We start from the raw sequence: 16039 nt of genomic DNA on the forward strand, positions 1-16039 counted from the left end.
GATCCGCACAATTCGCGCCACATGTGTACGGCCCCGGCAGCTGCTGCCGGGCCGTACGCATTTCGTGATCTCCGCGGCCTCCACAATCCAGCCACCCCCACTAATCTGATCGTGTTCAAAACTTAGTGGGGGGACACCCGTGAAGAGCATCAAGCGCATGGCCGCCGTGGCCGCGGTGGCCGTCGCCGGCCCGACCATCCTGACCGCGACGCCCGCGATGGCCGCCGACCAGCCGGCCGTCATCGTCCCGGACGTGGCACCGAAGGACGACGCCGCCGACGCCGGTACGCCGACCCCGGCCGTGCCGGACGCCCAGGCCCCGGCGCCGGCGCCGGTCGCCGCACCTGCGCCGGCCGTCCCGGACGCCCAGGCGCCCGCGCCGCAGCCGGCGCCCGTCGCCGAGAAGGCGGCGAAGGACGCCAAGAGCGACGAGGACACGCAGGGCGCCGAGTCCGACGGGATCCTCATGGGTCCCGAGGTCACGGTCGCGGGCATCCCGAAGGACGGTTTCAAGGCCGACGGCGGCTGGACCCCGCTGAAGGTGACGGTCGACAACTCGGGCCACATCGCCGTGCCGAACTACACGCCGAGCGTGACCGTCTACGAGGAGGACGGCAGGTTCAAGCCCTCGCAGATCAAGGTCGAGTGGAAAACCGCCGGCGGAGCCTGGCAGGCCGCAAAGCTCGTGCAGAGCGAGGAGCTCGGCCCCGGCCTCCAGTACTCCTTCGGGACGGCCCCGTCCGTCACCAAGGACACCTCCTACACGGTCGACGTGCGGATCTCCTTCGCCGCGGACAGCCCGGTGGTGCCCTTCGACCTGGTCTCGGACGGCAAGAGCCGCGTCGGGAACCACGTCGACCACTCGCCCTCCACCTGGTACAGCACCCGGATCGCCGGTGCGGTCGGCGGACCCGAGGACCCGTTCGTCGAAGGCCCCGCGCTGACGGTGAACGGCGTACCGGAGAGCATCAAGGCGGGCGGCGACTGGACGAACCTGTCGGTCCACGTGGACAACGCCGGGAAGCAGGCCCTGAAGGGATTCAACGTCGGGCTGGTCCTGGCCCGTCCCGACTGGGTCAAGATGAAGCCCTCCCAGATCAAGGTCGAGGTCCTGAGCAAGGACAGGAACGGCAAGGCCGGCTGGCACGAGGCCGAGGTCTGGTCCGAGGAGGAGAGCGTCTTCTTCGGCGTCGATCTCGCGGGCGGCCCGGTCGCGGCCGGCCAGAGCTTCGACGTCCAGGTCCGGGTCCGCTTCGCCGCCGACGCGCCCCTCGGCGCCCTCAGCGTCTTCTCCTGGGGCTCGTCCAACATCGGCCTGGACTCCCCGGAGCCGTGGGCGGACTCGCGTTCCAGGGTCCGCCTGACGAACATCGTCGCCGCCTCCCCGAACACGGGCGGGAACGGCAACCAGCCGAAGCCGAACGGTGGCGCCAAGCCGATCACCGACACGACCGGCAACACGGGCTCGACCGGTAACACCGGCACCACCGCCACCACCGGTGGCGAGCTCGCCGCCACCGGCAGCGACCCGGCCACCACCTGGGCCCTCGGCGGCGCCGGCGTGGCCCTCGCGATGGGCGCCGCCCTGGTCGCGGGCACCGGTCGCCGCCGCCGCACCACCGCCTGAGGCGCAGCCCGCGTTCACCCGTACGGCCCGCATCGGGCCGTACGGGGCGGGCAGGACCAGCTCTGCCCGTAGCCCGCCCGGCGTGTCGCGGGACCGTACATATTTCGCAATCCTGTATCCCTCCGCAAGCTTCTCCCGTCTCACTAACCTTGGCGCCTCCCAAGGGGTTTGGGGTGGCTCCGGTCTGATGTCCGGAGCCCGGGGAGGTAAAGAGCATGCAGTTCAAGCGCATGGCCGTCGTGGCAGCAGCCGCGATGGCCGGCCAGACGCTCCTGATGGCCGCACCGGCGGTGGCCGAGGAGCATCCGGCGGTGACCGCGCCGGACGCGGTACCCGCGGACACCGCCGAACCGGCGGAGGCGGCGCCGCAGGAACAGGCCGGGGGCAAGGAACAGGAAGAGGCCGAGGACACCGGCCCGCAGCAGCCCGCCGCGCAGGCCGTGGCCGCACCGGCGGCGCCGGAAGCGCCGGAAGCACCGGAAGCACCGGAAGCACCGGAAGCACCGGAAGCACCGACGGCACCCACCGTCCCGGCCGCGTCCGAGGCGCAGCCTCAAGGGCAGGGGCAGGGGCAGGGACAGGGACAGCCTCAGCCGCAGGCACAGGCACAGGCGCTGCCCGAGGCCGCCGAGGACGGGCAGGACACCGGGTCCGACCGGATCCTGATGGGGCCCGAGGTCACGGTCCAGGGCATCCCCGCGGCCGGATTCAAGGCCGACGGCAGCTGGACCCCGCTCACCGTGACCGTCGACAACTCGGGCCATGTCGCCGTGGCGGACTACACCCCGGTCCTGGGCGTCTCGCAGGCCGCCGGGCAGTTCGGGCCCGCCCACATCAAGGTCGAGTACCGCACCGCGGGCGGGTCGTGGACGGCCGCCGCGCCCGTCCGGACCGCGGCCCCCACGCTGGGCTACGCCCTCGGCAGCGCCGCCGCCGTCCCCGTCGGCGAGGTCCGGACGATCGACGTCCGGATCAGTTTCGCCGCGGACACCCCCGTCGTCCCGTTCGACCTGACGGCGGACGGCACGGGCCGGGTCGGGACGGCCACCGGCAACTCCCCCACCTCCTCGTACGCGACCAGGATCACGGGCGCGCCCGGTGGCGACGAGGACCCGCTGTTCACCGAAGGTCCCGCCCTGACGGTGAGCGGGGTCCCGGAATCGGTACGTGCGGGCGGCGACTGGACGAACCTCTCCGTCCGCGTGGACAACGCGGGGAAGGGTGAGCTGGCCGCCTTCGACCTGGGACTGGTCCTGGCCCGGCCCGACTTCGTCTCCATGCAGGTCTCGCAGATCACGGTCGAGGTCCTGCGGCCGGCCGCGGACGGACAGCCGGCGGCCTGGCAGTCCGTCGAGATCACCTCGGACGAGAACGGCTACTTCTTCGCGGGCGGCCTTGTGCGCGGCCCGATCGGCGCGGGTGCGGCCTTCGACGTCCCGGTCCGCGTCCGCTTCTCCGCCGACGCCCCGACCGGCTCGGTCTCCTTCTTCGGCTGGGGCACGTCCCAGGTCGACGCGGAAACACCCCCACCCTGGGCCGCCTCCCGCTCGAAGCGCCAACTGACCACCCTCCTGACACCGGCCACCACCCCGGACGGGGAGACTCCCGGCGGGAAACTCCCGGCGGAGGCACGCCTGGCGGTGGCACCCCAGGCTCGGAGACCCCTGGTGGAGGCACTCCCGGTGGGGGGACCCCGGGCGGAGGCACCCCGGGTGGGGAGACCCCCGGAGGCGGTACCCCGGGCAGCGGAACCCCCGGCGGGGGGACCCCGGGAGGCGGTACCCCGGGCAGCGGAACCCCCGGCGGGGGGACCCCGGGAGGCGGTACCCCAGGCGGGGAAACTCCCGGCGGAGGCACGCCTGGCGGTGGCACCCCCGGCGGAGGCACGCCCGGCGGGGAGACCCCGGGCGGAGGCACCCCGGGAGGCGAAACCCCCGGCGGCGGTACCCCGGGCGGGGAAACCCCCGGGGAAGGCACGCCTGGCGGAGGCACCCCAGGCTCGGAGACCCCGGGCAGCGGAACCCCCGGCGGAGGGACCCCGGGAGCCGGCACTCCCGGCGGGGGCGCCCCAGGCGGAGAGGCCCCGGGCGGAGGCACTCCCGGAGGCGGCGCCCCCGGCGCGGAGACCCCGGGCAGCGGAGCCCCGGGCGGCACCCCCGCAGGGGAGACGCCCGGCAGCGAAACCCCGGGCGGGGAGACTCCCGGAGGGGGCACCCCGGGTGGTGCACCCGGGGTCAACGTGCCGCAGCCGAACGGCGGCAGCGGCACCGGCGGGAGCGCCACCGCGCTCGCCGCCACCGGCGTCGACCCGGCCACCAGCTGGGCCCTGGGCGGGGCCGGCACAGCCTTGGCCCTGGGCGCCGCCCTGATCGCCGGCACCGGCCGCCACCGCCGCCGCCACCACCGCACCGACTGACGCCCCGCCCGGTTCACCCGTACGGCCCGATTCGGGCCGTACGGGCCGGGTAGGGGACGGCCCGTCCTTCCCCCACCCACCACCGGAGGCCTCCGTGCCCGACATGAACGGCCCGTACAAGCCCGGCACTCCCTGCTGGATCGACCTGATGGTCCCCGACCAGCAGGCCGCCCTCGACTTCTACTGCGACCTGTTCGGCTGGCAGGGCGAGATCGGCCCGGCCGAGCAGGGCGGCTACTCCGTCTGCACCCTCAAGGGCCGTCCGGTCGCCGGCATCATGAAGGCGATGAACCCGGACGGCACCGTCCCGGACCCGATGCCGCCGACCGTGTGGACCACGTACCTGTCCACCGATGCCATCGACTCCACCCTCAAGACCGCCACCGACGCCCACGGCACCGTCATGATGGGCCCGATGGACGTCATGGACCTCGGGCGGATGGCCGTCGTCGCCGACCCGACCGGTGCCGTGTTCGGCCTGTGGCAGCCGGGCTCCTTCGACGGCGCCGGCATCGTCAACGAGCACGGCGCACTCATCTGGAACGAGCTGAGCACCAGCGACGTCCCCGCCGCCGCCGCGTTCTACTCCGCCATCCTGCCGATCACCACGGCCGCCTCCCACATGCCCGGCGCCGAGGGGTACACGGAGTTCAAGGCCTCCGGGCGGGTGGTGGGCGGAATGATGAACCTGGACCAGTCGCCGCCCGGCACCCCGCCGAACTGGCTGCCGTACTTCCAGGTCGACAGCGTCGACGACATCCAGGCCGCCGCCGTACGGGCCGGGGCCACCGTCCTCGCCCCCGCCTTCGACATGGTGGCGGGCCGCATGGCCGTCCTGGCCGACCCGCAGGGCGGACCCTTCGCGGTGATCACGTCGACGGTCACGGAGCAGCCCGCCTGATGTGGTCCGGCCCACAGGAATGTTCCTCCTGTGGGCCGCCTCCTTCCCCACACCTGTGAGCGGCGTGGACCGGCGCGGTCGCGGCCGCCTGGGCGGCGGCCCGCTTCGCCGCGCGGTGGAACTCGCACCAGACGACCTTCCCCGGCGTCCGGGGAAGCGCCCCCCATTCGTCGGCGAGGGCGGCAACGAGGGTGAGGCCCCGACCGTGCGGCCGGTCGCCGATCCGTGCCAGTCCGGGCCCGCCGTCGTGCACCTCGATGCGGACGGTCGCGTCCTCGAAGCCGAACAGCCGCAGCAGGTAGCCACGGCCGGGCGGGACGCCGTACCGCAGGGCGTTGGTGGCCAGCTCGCTCACGCAGAGCAACATTTCGTCGTGGCGCTCGGTCACCACCCACGCCCGCAAGGTGTCACGTGTGAACTGGCGCGCAGCTGCGACGGTTCGGGGTGAGCGCAGGTAGAGACGCTCGCGCATGAGCGCCGCCTGGATAGTTGGATTCACGGGACGATCGTCGCGTTGCGTGACTAGCGTGTGGCTGAGCGCGGACCCGTACTCCTTCATGAGTACGGGTCCGCACCGGGTATTCCGCTTGCACGGGTGGGGAGTTCGCAGTCATGCCACCGAGGAAACGAGTACGGCCGAACGCGACGACCATGAAGATGGTCGGCGCGATGGTGGCCGCAGCCCGCATCGCCAAGAACCTGACCCAGAAGCAGCTGGGCGAGCTGGTCCGGCTGGACGCGGAGACCATCGCGTCGATCGAGCAAGGCCGGCGGGCTCTGATGCCGAACGTCGCCGAGCTGATGGACTTGCACCTGGGCCTGCCGGGGCTGCTGACGGTGGCGGCTCACGGGATGCCGACCATCGACGCGACTCCGCCATGGGCCGAGGAGTACATGGACCATGAAGCCAGTGCGATCGCGCTTTCCTGGTTCGACAATCAGGTGGTGCCAGGCCTGCTCCAGACGGAGAACTACGCGCGGGCCGTCTTCAAGTGCCGCGTCCCGGCCCACCCTGAGGAGGAGATCGAGGCGCTGACCGCCCGCCGCATCGCGCGCCAGGAAATTCTGCGCCGCAGCACGCCGCCGACCCTGAGCTTCGTCATCTGGGAGGCGGTACTCCGTGACCGGCTCGGCGGGGACGAGGTGTACACGGAGCAGCTGCACCACCTGCGCATCTGCGCCGACCTGCCGGACGTAAGCCTCCAGGTGATGCCTCTGGGACGTACCTCCCACGCGGGCCTCAACGGCCCGTTCATCCTTCTGGAAACCCCGAACCATCAACACCTCGGGTACACCGAAACCCAGCGTGGCAGCCAGCTCATCTCGCACCCCGATGAGGTCAGCATCCTGGCGCGCAAGTATGCGATGCTGCGGACTCAGGCCCTCAACACCGAGCAGACGCGGGGCCTGTTGGGCCGCCTGCTAGGAGAGACATGAGCGCCACGACTGCACTCAAGTGGTTCAAGTCCAGCTACAGCGGCGATGAAGGCGGCGCCTGCCTGGAAGTTGCCGTGGCCTGGCACAAGTCCTCGTACAGCGGCAGCGAAGGCGGCCAGTGCGTCGAGGTGGCCGCCTCCGCAACCCAGATCCACGTCCGGGACTCGAAGGTCCAGGACGGCCCCGTCCTGGACCTCGCGCCGACGAGCTGGGCGGCGCTGACCGCCTGGCTTGCTCGATAGCCCACATGTACCCGACCGAGCTGGCGCAAGCCCGCATCGATGATGCGGGCAACATACTCGTCGCGCCGTCGACGCTGCAGGACAGCGACCTGATCAGGGACTTCTTCGGGTCCGTGATCACCCCGGAGGACCTCGCTTCCGGTGCGACCGACCTGGCGCAGAAGACCGTCTACCTGTGTGGCGACGTAGCCGGGATCAGCGGCGGCCAACTGGATTCGGCGGAGCGGGTGTTCGTCGTCCGGGAGCTGTCGCGCGGTTTTCGCGAGGACGTCGACACGCCCTGGACCCTCGTCGGTGTCGGCCGCGTTCCCCTCCGGGTACACGGCGCCGGCGTGTACTACCGCCGCTTCTTCGACCTCGACGCCGATCACTTCGGACGGATCCGCGCGGAGCACGCCTTCCAGTCCCTGACGGAGTCCACCAAGCCTGGAACAGCCCATCGCAGCGGAATCTATCTGACGCCCGTCGAGCAGGACGGTGACGCACTGCATTTCCGCCTGCTCCGGTGCTCCACGAATCTCTCGGGGCCGACCGAGGGCTTTCGCACGACCGACACCCGCATCGTCGAGGCTCTGAATCGCGAGGCCGCCACCGTCTTCCGGGACCAGGCACCGCTGAATCATGTCCTCGCGCAGATCTACCACAACACCCTCGCTACGGCGGAGCGCAAGCAGTCCAAGGCCAGGATTTCGGCCCATGCCGACAAGACCAAGGACATGCCCGCCAATGGCGTCATGGCCTTCTGCACCTTCTATGACGGGCTCGAAAAGCTGCAGCCCCTGGCCGAAGACCCCTTCGACTACGGTGTGAAGCGTGCCAGCGGGCTCACCAGACTCCGCTTTCGCCTCAAGGAGCCGATCGGGGAACGCGACGAGGCGGCGCTCCCCCCGCAGTTCGCCCTGACGCTCTATCCCGGCTCCGTGTTCTTCATGCCGCTGTCCACCAACCGTCTGTATACGCACGAAATCGTGCCCTCGGCGTTGGGCGCCGAGGTGCTCCCGACCCGCCTGGGATACGTGGTGCGCTGTTCGAGCGCCGAAGCCGTTCACAGGAACGGCCACACGTTCCTCAAAGCGGCCGGGGATCTGGTGGAGCTGGGGCCACCCACACCGGAGGGCATGGACGAGCTGCGCAGACTGTACGCCGAGGAGAACAGGACCTCGTCCTTCATCGACTACGGCGACGAATTCCTCTTCAGCATGAACACAGGAGACTACGTTGCCCCCCGGATCTAGGATCTCGGGTGAGATCATCTCGCAGTCGTTGCCGGCCGGGCCGGATCTCTTTGCGGAGCTGTCCGCGTCGGCTCGTCTGGAAGTCGCGGGAAAGGGCCGGCAAGGTGCCGTGCTCACCAGGGTCGACGCGGCGGAGGGTGTGCCTCTCGTACGCACCACCACTCAATACAGCAGTCCGCCGCAGCGTTTCCGCGCGGTGCACGAACGGCTGGCGCAACAGATTCAAGAACATGCGGCGATCCCGGTCGGCTTCAACAATGCTCTCATCGAGAGCTACACGAATGCCTACAGGACCATGGGGAGCCATTCCGACCAAGCCCTGGATCTGGCCGACGAGTCGTTCATCGCCGTCTTCTCCTGCTACCGGAATCCCGAAGCCGGCCCGCCACGGAAGCTGATATTCGAAGCAAAGGGGTCTGATGTCGACACGTTCGAGATCCCTCTCACCCACAACGGCGTCGTCGCGTTCTCTGTCGACTCGAATCGGCGGTTCAAGCACAAGATCGTGCTGGACACGCCCGTCCCGACGGCGGACAACCAATGGCTGGGCGTGACGTTCCGGACGTCGAAGACCTTCGTTCGGTTTCGCGACGGACAGGCGTACCTCCCGCAGGGCGCGCGCCTCACATCGGCCGACGACGAGCAGAGGCGCGAGTTCTACCGACTACGGCGCCGCGAGAACGATGAAACGGACTTCACCTACCCCCCGTTGACGTACACCGTCAGCGAGAGCGATCTGCTGCCGCCCGTCTGACCTCAGGGGCTGCTCGCCGAAGCCGCCCCCGGCCGCCCCGCCACCAGCGCCGCCAGGCCGTCCAGGATGCGGTCCAGGCCGAAGCGGAACTGGAAGTCCGGCTCGCCGGAGCCGCTGAACGCGTCCGAGTCCAGCAGCCTCGTCACCGCGGGGTGGCTGTCCGGTCCGGTCATGAGCCGCAGCGTGCGGACGTACTGGCCGAGCGCCTGTTCCGGGGCGACCCCGGACTTCACGATGGCGTCGATCATGTCGGCGGCCATCGTGGCCTCGTTCCGTACCAGGCCCCCGATCAGGATGATCGTCGAGAGCTTCTCGCTCTCCGTCAAACCCGTGCCGGCCATGGCTCCGAGGCCCCGGTCCATCCAGGCCAGCTGGTTCGGGGAGACGGGCGCGGCGGTGATCGGGATGCGCAGGATCCAGGAGTTGGCCATCAGGACGGCCCGCTGCGCGTACGCCCAGTTCGTCAGCAGCTCGCGCCAGCCCCACCCCTCCGCCTCCGGCGGCAGCGGCGGCGGGGAGCCGACCCCCGCGTCCGACATGAGGACGTAGAGCTCCTCCTTGGCGGCGACGTACCGGTAGAGGGACATCGTCGAGACGCCCAGCTCCTTGGCCACCCGGCCCATGGAGACGGCGTCCATGCCCTCACTCGCGGCCAGCGCCACGGCCGCTTCCACGATCTTCGGCAGCGTGAGCGTGGGGCGCGGCCCCTTGCCGGGGCGTTCGCGCAGGCCCCAGGCCATTTCCAGGCTGGCCGGGAGCCCGGTGCCGCTGTCCTCGTCGTCCTCGTCCGCCATGACCGCCCACTCCTCGATTGACCCCCATCCTAGTTCTGTGTATTACTTACACAGAAGAGCGTAAGGCATACGCAGAAGCTGGGAAGGGAGCACCACCCCCCATGACCACGCACGCCTCCGGCGACCTCGGCATCCACGCCACCGGCCTGACCAAGTCCTACGGAGACCTCCGCGTCCTCGACGGCATCGACCTCGCCGTCCCGCGCGGCAGCGTCCTCGCCCTCCTCGGCCCCAACGGTGCCGGCAAGACCACCACCGTCCGGATCCTCGCCACCCTCACCGCCGCCGACTCCGGCACCGTCCGCATCGCCGGGCACGACACGGCCACCGCACGCTCCCGGGTTCGTGAACTCATAGCCCTCACCGGCCAGTTCGCCGCCGTCGACGAACTCCTGACCGGCACCGAGACCCTCCGCATGATGGGCCGCCTCGCCGGACTCCGCCCGCGCGCCGCCCGAACCCGTGCCGACGAGCTCCTCGACCGGTTCGGCCTCACCGAAGCGGCCGGCCGCACCGCGAAGACGTACTCCGGCGGCATGCGCCGCCGCCTCGACCTCGCCGCCAGCCTCGTCTCCCGCCCGGAGGTGATCTTCCTGGACGAGCCGACCAACGGCCTCGACCCGCGCAGCCGCCAGGACCTCTGGGAACTCGTACGAGAACTGCGCGCCGACGGCACCACCGTGCTGCTCACCACCCAGTACCTGGAGGAGGCCGACCGGCTCGCCGACCGCGTCGCCGTCCTCGCCGACGGTCGCATCGCCGCCGAGGGCACCCCGGCCGAGCTGAAGGCCCGGGTCGCGGGCCACCGGCTCGACCTGACCCTCACCACCGCCGCCGCCTACGAGGCCCTCGCCCCGCGCGCCGTCCACCTCGCCCCCGACGAGCTCACCCTCGGACTGCCCACCGACGGCACCGCCGCCCACGTACGGACCCTGCTCGACGAACTCGACCCGCACCGCACCGACATCGACCGCTTCGCCCTGCGCAGCGCCACCCTCGACGACGTCTTTCTCGCCCTGACGGGAGCCGCCCGATGACCGCCACGCCCGTGCGCGCCTTCGCCCTGGCCGGCCGCAGCCTGCGCATCAGCAGCCGCCGGCCCGACGCGCTGATCGCCGCCCTGATGCTGCCCGTCATGCTGATGCTGATCTTCGTCTACTTCTTCGGCGGGGCCATCGACACCGGCACGGCGTACGTGACGTACGTGGTGCCCGGCGCCATGCTGCTCTGCGCGGGCTTCGGGGCGGCCTCCACCGCCGTCAGCGTCACCGAGGACATGACGAACGGCGTCATCGACCGCTTCCGCTCCCTCGATGTCGGCGGCATCCCGATCCTCGCCGGACACGTCGCGGCCTCGGTGGTGCGCAACCTGATCTCCACGACCCTGGTCCTCGCCGTCGCCCTTGCGATCGGCTTCCGCCCGCAAGCGGGTCCGGCCGCCTTCCTCGCCGCGGCCGGCCTGCTGCTGACGTACATCACGGCGATCTCGTGGCTGGCCGCCGCGCTCGGGCTGCTCGCCAGGACGCCGGAGGCGGCGGGCGGCTTCACCTTCCTGATGATGTTCCTGCCGTACCCGTCCAGCGCCTTCGTCCCCATCGACACCATGCCCAGCTGGCTCCACGGCTTCGCCGACCACCAGCCGCTGACCCCGGTGATCGAATCCCTGCGCGCACTGCTCCTGGCGCAGCCCGCAGGACACGCCCCCTGGGTTGCCCTCACCTGGTGCGCCGGCATCACGGCCGTGGCCATGACCCTGGCAGCGGTCCTCTTCCGCGGCAGAACCCGCTGACGGGCTCCGGTCGGAGCCCCTCAGCGGGCCTGTGAGCCTGCCGCTCAGCGGTTGAGCGGGTAGGAATGGCGGCCCGTGGCCTCATCGATCTCGGCGTGGGCCTTCTGCAACATCTGCGACGCGAGATCCATGAGCGCACGAGCGCCCGCGATCTCTTCCCCGACCCTCAGCTGCTCCGGGTCGGAGGGATGACGCAAGGCATAGCCCCGCGCCTTGATCTCGGAGCCGTCCCCGAGCCTTACCAGGGCCGCCGCACTGGTGCGGTGGCCCTCCTCGGTGAATTCGAGCTCCACATGCCACCCGACGAGCGTGGCCATGGTGCATCACCTCCAGGGGGTCACCCTTCCCTCCAGGGTGCGCCTGGGGGGAGAGGAGCGCGAGCGGGGGCTTTCGGGAGGGCGGGAGCCGCTCGGGCGGCATCAGGGATGCGTATGGGGGTTTCCCGTCAGTCTCATCGTCTCTCCGGTTCGGGCCAGTCCCTCAAGGGCGCTCCTTCGTCGCGTCGCTTCGCGATGGCCTTCGGCCACCCTTGACCGACCGTCCCGCCCCGGACATACGAAGACAGCCGGGAAACCCCCAAAGGAACGGGCCGGGTGTTCAAGGATGAGGACGGGCACATCAAAGACCCTCGGGCAGGAGGGCGTGAAGAGCCATGTCCGAGAGACGGGGCCCATCACAGACCAGCACCCGCGTCGGGGGAAGCGCATCCAATCGCTACGCGCTTCTCATCTCTCAGCGTCGCCAGACCGTCTGGGGCTGGACATAGGCCGCCCACGGCCTTAGTCCCGAGCTCGCTATGCGTCCGACGACCGCCTGTGGTCGGCCACAGGCCGCCCCAGATCGCTACCCGCTTCTCCACGACCGCGACCGACGGCCGCCAGGGGCCCCACCTCGACTATTCCGTCGTGGAGACGGGTCAACGCGCGCATCACCCCCCAAGCCCACGGATAGATGGGGGCAATTGGGGCAAACTGTCGGCCCTTCTGACCACCCACCCGCACTGACCCGCACCCACGACGACATAGCCGCAGTCCCAGCCTCTTTCACCCCAGCCGGCCGTCAGACGCCCCCCACGAGCAGCACCTACGGGTCATGGGCGGCCTATGTCCCGCCCCAGACGGTCGTCGGACGCTGAGACGTCAGGAGCGCGTAGCGATGGGGTGCGCTTCCCCCGACACGGCAGGCCGGTCCTATGGGCCCCGTCTCTCGGGCGTGGCTCTTCGCGCCCGACCCACCCGAGGGTCTCTGATGTGCCCGTCCCTGGAAAGGATCCCCCGGCCCGTTCCTTTGGGGGTTTCCCGGCTGTCTTCGTATGTCCGGGGCGGGACGGTCGGTCAAGGGTGGCCGGAGGCCATCGCGAAGCGACGCGACGAAGGAGCGCCCTTGAGGGACCGGCCCGAACCGGAGAGACGATGAGACTGACGGGAAACCCCCATACGCCACTCTGATGCCGCCCGAGGAGCTCCCGCCCCCGAAGCCCCCGAGCCCCCGCCCCGCCCCCGCCCCCCTCAGCGCGTCTCGCGCAGCCAGCCCGCAACCTCGGTCGCCCAGTACGTGAGGATCGTGTCGGCACCCGCCCGCTTGATGCCGAGCAGGGTCTCCAGGATGGCGCGGTCGCGCTCGATCCAGCCCTTCTCCGCCGCCGCCTCGATCATCGCGAACTCGCCGCTGATCTGGTACGCCGCCACCGGAACGTCCACCGCCTGCGCGACCCGGTACAGGATGTCGAGGTAGGGACCGGCCGGCTTGACCATCACCATGTCCGCGCCCTCCTCCAGATCGAGGGCGAGCTCCCGCAGGGACTCCCGGGCGTTCGCCGGGTCCTGCTGGTACGTCTTGCGGTCGCCCTGCAGCGACGAGGCGACGGCCTCGCGGAAGGGACCGTAGAAGGCGGACGTGTACTTCGCCGTGTAGGCGAGGATCGAGACGTCCTCGTGCCCGGTCTCGTCCAGCGCGTCACGGATGACGCCGACCTGCCCGTCCATCATCCCGCTCGGCCCGACCACGTGGACGCCCGCGTCCGCCTGGACCTGCGCCATCTCGGCGTAGCGCTCCAGCGTCGCGTCGTTGTCGACGCGCCCGTGCTCGTCCAGCACACCGCAGTGGCCGTGGTCGGTGTACTCGTCCAGGCACAGGTCGGACATGATGACGAGGTCGTCACCGACCTCCGCCTTCACGTCGCGGATCGCGACCTGCAGGATCCCGTCCGGCTCGGTGCCCGCCGTGCCCAGCGCGTCCTTGTTCTCGTCGGCCGGGACACCGAACAGCATGATCCCGGCGACCCCCGCCTCGACCGCCTCGACGGCGGCCTTCCGCAGCGTGTCCCGGGTGTGCTGCACGACGCCCGGCATCGCGGAGATCGCCAGGGGCTCGCTGATGCCCTCCCGGACGAAGGCCGGGAGGATCAGGTCCGAGGGGTGCAGCCGGTTCTCCGCGACCATCCGCCGCATCGCAGGGGTGGTGCGCAGCCGGCGGGGCCGCGAACCGGGGAAGGATCCGTACGCGCTCATCTTCAGTCGCCTCTTCGAGCATCGACAGCAGTCCGCACAAGGGTAGAGCCCGGGCCCCCCGCTCCCGGGCTCCACCCGTGCGGCCGGCAGCCGGTCAGTTCGAGACGTCCACCGACAGGTACGGGGCCAGCGCCCGCAGGAAGTCCGGCGCGTCGAACATCGCCGCGGCCGAGGCCACGCCCGTCGTCCGGGTGCGCCCGGACAGGATGCGCTCGACGGCCTCCACCGCCAGGGGCGCGGTGACCGCGTAGATGTCCTGGCCGTGTGCGGTGGCGCGGCGTTCGACGCCGCCCGCGCGGACCAGGACGTCGACGACGAAGGTCTGGTCGGACCGTCCGAGGTCGTCGACCGCCTCCGGCGCCGGCGTGTCCGCGCCGGCCAGGTCCCGGGCGGCCTCCACGGCCATGTACGTACGCACCTCGGGCACGGCCACGTGGCTGGGCACGGTGACGACGTCGGCCATGGTGAACTCCGCGATCACCGATCGTCGGCCGAGCGGCTCGGGGAAGACCCAGTCCTGCTCCGGCAGTTGGTCGTCGTGGTACTGCAGGGCGCCGTCCGTGAACCTCACCCGGCGGCCCCCGCGGCGCTCGTGGGAGACCGCGCCGGCCGTCCTGGTACCCGCCGTGGGCTGCCAGCTGCTCAGCCCGTACGCGATGTGCACCTCGTCCGCCGCGGTCCGCCCACCCATGGCCGCACCGACCAGCAGGTCGCCCAGGCCCCCGTAGAAGGCCATGGCCGGCACCACGGGCACCTCCGCCTTGCGGGCCGCTTCCGCGTGGTCGGCGAACATCGCCGCGTTCGCCTCGATCTCCGCCGCGACGTCGACGTAGGGGATCCCCGCGCGCAGGGCGGCCTCGACGACCGGGCCGCCCGTCACCGCGAACGGTCCGGCGGCGTTGATGACGGCCGCCGCTCCGGCGAGGGCCCGGTCCAGGGAGGCCGGGTCGTCCACGGCGGCCGGGCGGACGAGTACGTCCGTGCCCTCGGCCGCCAGCGCCTCCAACCGGGCTTCGTCGCGGCCGGAGACGACGGTGGCGATGCCGCGCCTGCGCAGCTCGGCGACGATGAAACGGCCGGTGTGTCCGGTCGCCCCGTAGACCACCACCGCGCCGGCCGTACCCGCCCCGCGGTCCGTGCTGCCCACCGTGCTCATCGCTCTCCCCGTCCTCGCCGTCCTGGTGAATCCAGTCTCGGGGCGGGCCGTGCCCGGATGTGATGGTCCGGAACGACATCACCCGTACACTTTCGGACATGCCCACTGTCGCCCTGGCGGCCGCCGGTCATCTGCTGCACTTCGAGCTGGCGGTGGCTTACGAGATCTTCGGCAATCCCCCGCCCGACGCCCCGCACGGCTGGTACGACGTACTGCTCTGCGGCCCCGGTCCGGTGCGCGTCGGCCCGTTCACCGTCGAGCCCGACCACGGCCTGGAGCGGCTGGTCCGGGCCGACACCGTGATCGTGCCCGCCTGCGCCGACGTGGACGAGCCGCCGCCGCCCGAGCTGGTCGACGCCGTGCGCGCGGCCCACGCGGCGGGTGCCCGGGTCGCCTCCCTGTGCACGGGGGCCTTCGTGCTCGGTGCCGCGGGCCTGCTGGACGGGCGGCGGGCCACCACCCACTGGGCGCACGCCGCGGAGTTGAGCGCACGCCATCCGCTGGCCGAGGTCGACCCGGACGTGCTCTACACGGACAACGGAAGCGTGCTCACGGCCGCGGGCAAGGCCGCCGCCGTGGACCTGTGCCTGCACCTGATCCACCTCGACCACGGCACCGCCGTCGCCAACTCCATCGCCCGCCGTCTGGTCATGGCGCCGCACCGGCCCGGCGGCCAGGCGCAGTTCGTGGCCACCCCGGTGCAGGTCACGGGCGGCGACCACCAGCTCGCCGGGCTGCTGGCGTGGGCCCAGCAACGGCTGGACCGGCCGCTGACCGTCACCGACATGGCGCGCAGGGCCAGTACGAGCCCGCGCCACCTGGGCCGGCAGTTCCGGGCGGTCACCGGCCAGACCCCGCTGCAGTGGCTGCTGACCCAGCGCGTACGCCGCGCCCAGGAGTTGCTGGAGGCCACCGACGAGACGATCGAGGCGGTCGCCGTCGCCACCGGCATGGGTACGGCGACGACGCTGCGCCGCCAGTTCAAGCGGGTCGTCGGGGTCCCTCCCGACACCTACCGCCGCGCCTTCCGCAGTACGAACCCCACCTGACGGCCCAGGTCCTGGCCTGCGGGCCTGCGGGCCCGCCGGTCGTGGTCGGGCGGGTCGAGCTCGCGGCGGGAGCGGTCCCCCTCCGCCCGGTCGTACGTGGCGCAGGCGCTACCGGGACCGCGGCGACGA

Annotated in this window: 15 protein-coding genes; 10 read left to right on the forward strand and 5 right to left on the reverse strand. The window is 71.4% G+C overall.

From position 1 onward, the window contains the following. The first annotated feature begins 139 nt into the window (after positions 1 to 139). The 3 genes from KO717_RS15880 to KO717_RS15890 all read left to right on the forward strand — a co-directional run bounded on the left by KO717_RS15880 (position 140) and on the right by KO717_RS15890 (position 4944). On the forward strand, positions 140 to 1627 hold the full coding sequence (locus KO717_RS15880; protein ID WP_301368088.1) for a hypothetical protein: 1488 nt from the start codon (positions 140 to 142) through the stop codon (positions 1625 to 1627). 215 nt (positions 1628 to 1842) lie between these two features. Further along, positions 1843 to 3996: a hypothetical protein gene (locus KO717_RS15885; protein ID WP_301368089.1), complete on the forward strand. Its 2154-nt coding sequence runs from the start codon at positions 1843 to 1845 to the stop codon at positions 3994 to 3996. Between the two features lie 150 nt (positions 3997 to 4146). Further along, positions 4147 to 4944 (forward strand): VOC family protein, encoded by a 798-nt coding sequence (locus KO717_RS15890; protein ID WP_301374552.1) that lies wholly within the window; start codon positions 4147 to 4149, stop codon positions 4942 to 4944. On the opposite strand, the gene KO717_RS15895 is transcribed toward KO717_RS15890, so the two are convergent. Further along, entirely contained in the window at positions 4925 to 5443 is a 519-nt protein-coding gene (locus tag KO717_RS15895) for an ATP-binding protein (RefSeq protein WP_367401528.1), read from the reverse strand. The two genes, KO717_RS15890 and KO717_RS15895, sit on opposite strands and share 20 nt — an antisense overlap. Before the next feature lie 113 nt (positions 5444 to 5556). Between KO717_RS15895 and KO717_RS15900 the strand changes: the two genes are divergently transcribed. The 4 genes from KO717_RS15900 to KO717_RS15915 are packed head-to-tail and all read left to right on the forward strand — an operon-like array spanning position 5557 to position 8612. After that, a complete protein-coding gene (locus tag KO717_RS15900; RefSeq protein WP_437184516.1) occupies positions 5557 to 6381 on the forward strand; it encodes a helix-turn-helix domain-containing protein in 825 nt (274 codons plus the stop codon). Then, positions 6378 to 6623 carry a DUF397 domain-containing protein gene (locus KO717_RS15905; RefSeq protein ID WP_301368091.1) on the forward strand — a complete coding sequence of 82 codons (246 nt, stop codon included), beginning with the start codon at positions 6378 to 6380 and terminating at the stop codon, positions 6621 to 6623. The genes KO717_RS15900 and KO717_RS15905 overlap by 4 nt, the downstream gene beginning before the upstream one ends. Before the next feature lie 5 nt (positions 6624 to 6628). After that, a complete protein-coding gene (locus tag KO717_RS15910) occupies positions 6629 to 7858 on the forward strand; it encodes a hypothetical protein (protein ID WP_301368092.1) in 1230 nt (409 codons plus the stop codon). After that, on the forward strand, positions 7842 to 8612 hold the full coding sequence (locus tag KO717_RS15915; RefSeq protein ID WP_301368093.1) for an alpha-ketoglutarate-dependent dioxygenase AlkB: 771 nt from the start codon (positions 7842 to 7844) through the stop codon (positions 8610 to 8612). The genes KO717_RS15910 and KO717_RS15915 overlap by 17 nt, the downstream gene beginning before the upstream one ends. A gap of 2 nt (positions 8613 to 8614) precedes the next feature. Here KO717_RS15915 and KO717_RS15920 read toward each other — a convergent pair whose 3' ends face one another. Beyond that, complete coding sequence (locus KO717_RS15920; RefSeq protein WP_301368094.1) at positions 8615 to 9406, reverse strand: TetR/AcrR family transcriptional regulator; 792 nt, start codon at positions 9404 to 9406, stop codon at positions 8615 to 8617. 101 nt (positions 9407 to 9507) lie between these two features. Here KO717_RS15920 and KO717_RS15925 point away from each other — a divergent pair, with 101 nt between their 5' ends. Beyond that, positions 9508 to 10443 carry an ABC transporter ATP-binding protein gene (locus KO717_RS15925; RefSeq protein ID WP_301368095.1) on the forward strand — a complete coding sequence of 312 codons (936 nt, stop codon included), beginning with the start codon at positions 9508 to 9510 and terminating at the stop codon, positions 10441 to 10443. After that, positions 10440 to 11195 carry an ABC transporter permease gene (locus KO717_RS15930; RefSeq protein ID WP_301368096.1) on the forward strand — a complete coding sequence of 252 codons (756 nt, stop codon included), beginning with the start codon at positions 10440 to 10442 and terminating at the stop codon, positions 11193 to 11195. Before KO717_RS15925 ends, KO717_RS15930 begins: the two co-directional genes overlap by 4 nt. 44 nt (positions 11196 to 11239) lie before the next feature. Here KO717_RS15930 and KO717_RS15935 read toward each other — a convergent pair whose 3' ends face one another. From KO717_RS15935 to KO717_RS15945, 3 genes are all read right to left on the reverse strand, one after another. Beyond that, on the reverse strand, positions 11240 to 11512 hold the full coding sequence (locus tag KO717_RS15935; protein ID WP_109778371.1) for a DUF1876 domain-containing protein: 273 nt from the start codon (positions 11510 to 11512) through the stop codon (positions 11240 to 11242). Positions 11513 to 12703: 1191 nt separating this feature from the next. Next, complete coding sequence (hemB, locus tag KO717_RS15940) at positions 12704 to 13705, reverse strand: porphobilinogen synthase (protein WP_030869723.1); 1002 nt, start codon at positions 13703 to 13705, stop codon at positions 12704 to 12706. A gap of 94 nt (positions 13706 to 13799) precedes the next feature. Continuing rightward, the gene (locus KO717_RS15945; protein ID WP_301368097.1) at positions 13800 to 14861 is read right to left on the reverse strand and encodes a saccharopine dehydrogenase NADP-binding domain-containing protein; all 1062 of its coding nucleotides are present in this window, start codon (positions 14859 to 14861) and stop codon (positions 13800 to 13802) included. Between the two features lie 98 nt (positions 14862 to 14959). On the opposite strand from KO717_RS15945, the gene KO717_RS15950 reads away from it, so the two are divergent. Next, positions 14960 to 15910: a helix-turn-helix domain-containing protein gene (locus KO717_RS15950; RefSeq protein ID WP_301368098.1), complete on the forward strand. Its 951-nt coding sequence runs from the start codon at positions 14960 to 14962 to the stop codon at positions 15908 to 15910. Positions 15911 to 16039 lie beyond the last annotated feature (129 nt).

Origin of the sequence: Streptomyces xanthophaeus (genome assembly GCF_030440515.1) — a bacterium.
Classification (GTDB): Bacteria; Actinomycetota; Actinomycetes; order Streptomycetales; family Streptomycetaceae; genus Streptomyces; species Streptomyces kutzneri.

Bases quoted from the DNA above. Each gene is read 5' to 3' on its own strand.
- KO717_RS15885 (WP_301368089.1), top strand. From the start codon at position 1,843: ATGCAGTTCAAGCGCATGGCCGTCGTGGCAGCAGCCGCGATGGCCGGC.
- KO717_RS15890 (WP_301374552.1), top strand. From the start codon at position 4,147: ATGAACGGCCCGTACAAGCCCGGCACTCCCTGCTGGATCGACCTGATG.
- KO717_RS15900 (WP_437184516.1), top strand. From the start codon at position 5,557: ATGCCACCGAGGAAACGAGTACGGCCGAACGCGACGACCATGAAGATG.
- KO717_RS15905 (WP_301368091.1), top strand. From the start codon at position 6,378: ATGAGCGCCACGACTGCACTCAAGTGGTTCAAGTCCAGCTACAGCGGC.
- KO717_RS15910 (WP_301368092.1), top strand. From the start codon at position 6,629: ATGTACCCGACCGAGCTGGCGCAAGCCCGCATCGATGATGCGGGCAAC.
- KO717_RS15920 (WP_301368094.1), bottom strand. From the start codon at position 9,406: ATGGCGGACGAGGACGACGAGGACAGCGGCACCGGGCTCCCGGCCAGC.
- KO717_RS15925 (WP_301368095.1), top strand. From the start codon at position 9,508: ATGACCACGCACGCCTCCGGCGACCTCGGCATCCACGCCACCGGCCTG.
- KO717_RS15930 (WP_301368096.1), top strand. From the start codon at position 10,440: ATGACCGCCACGCCCGTGCGCGCCTTCGCCCTGGCCGGCCGCAGCCTG.
- KO717_RS15935 (WP_109778371.1), bottom strand. From the start codon at position 11,512: ATGGCCACGCTCGTCGGGTGGCATGTGGAGCTCGAATTCACCGAGGAG.
- hemB (WP_030869723.1), bottom strand. From the start codon at position 13,705: ATGAGCGCGTACGGATCCTTCCCCGGTTCGCGGCCCCGCCGGCTGCGC.
- KO717_RS15945 (WP_301368097.1), bottom strand. From the start codon at position 14,861: ATGAGCACGGTGGGCAGCACGGACCGCGGGGCGGGTACGGCCGGCGCG.
- KO717_RS15950 (WP_301368098.1), top strand. From the start codon at position 14,960: ATGCCCACTGTCGCCCTGGCGGCCGCCGGTCATCTGCTGCACTTCGAG.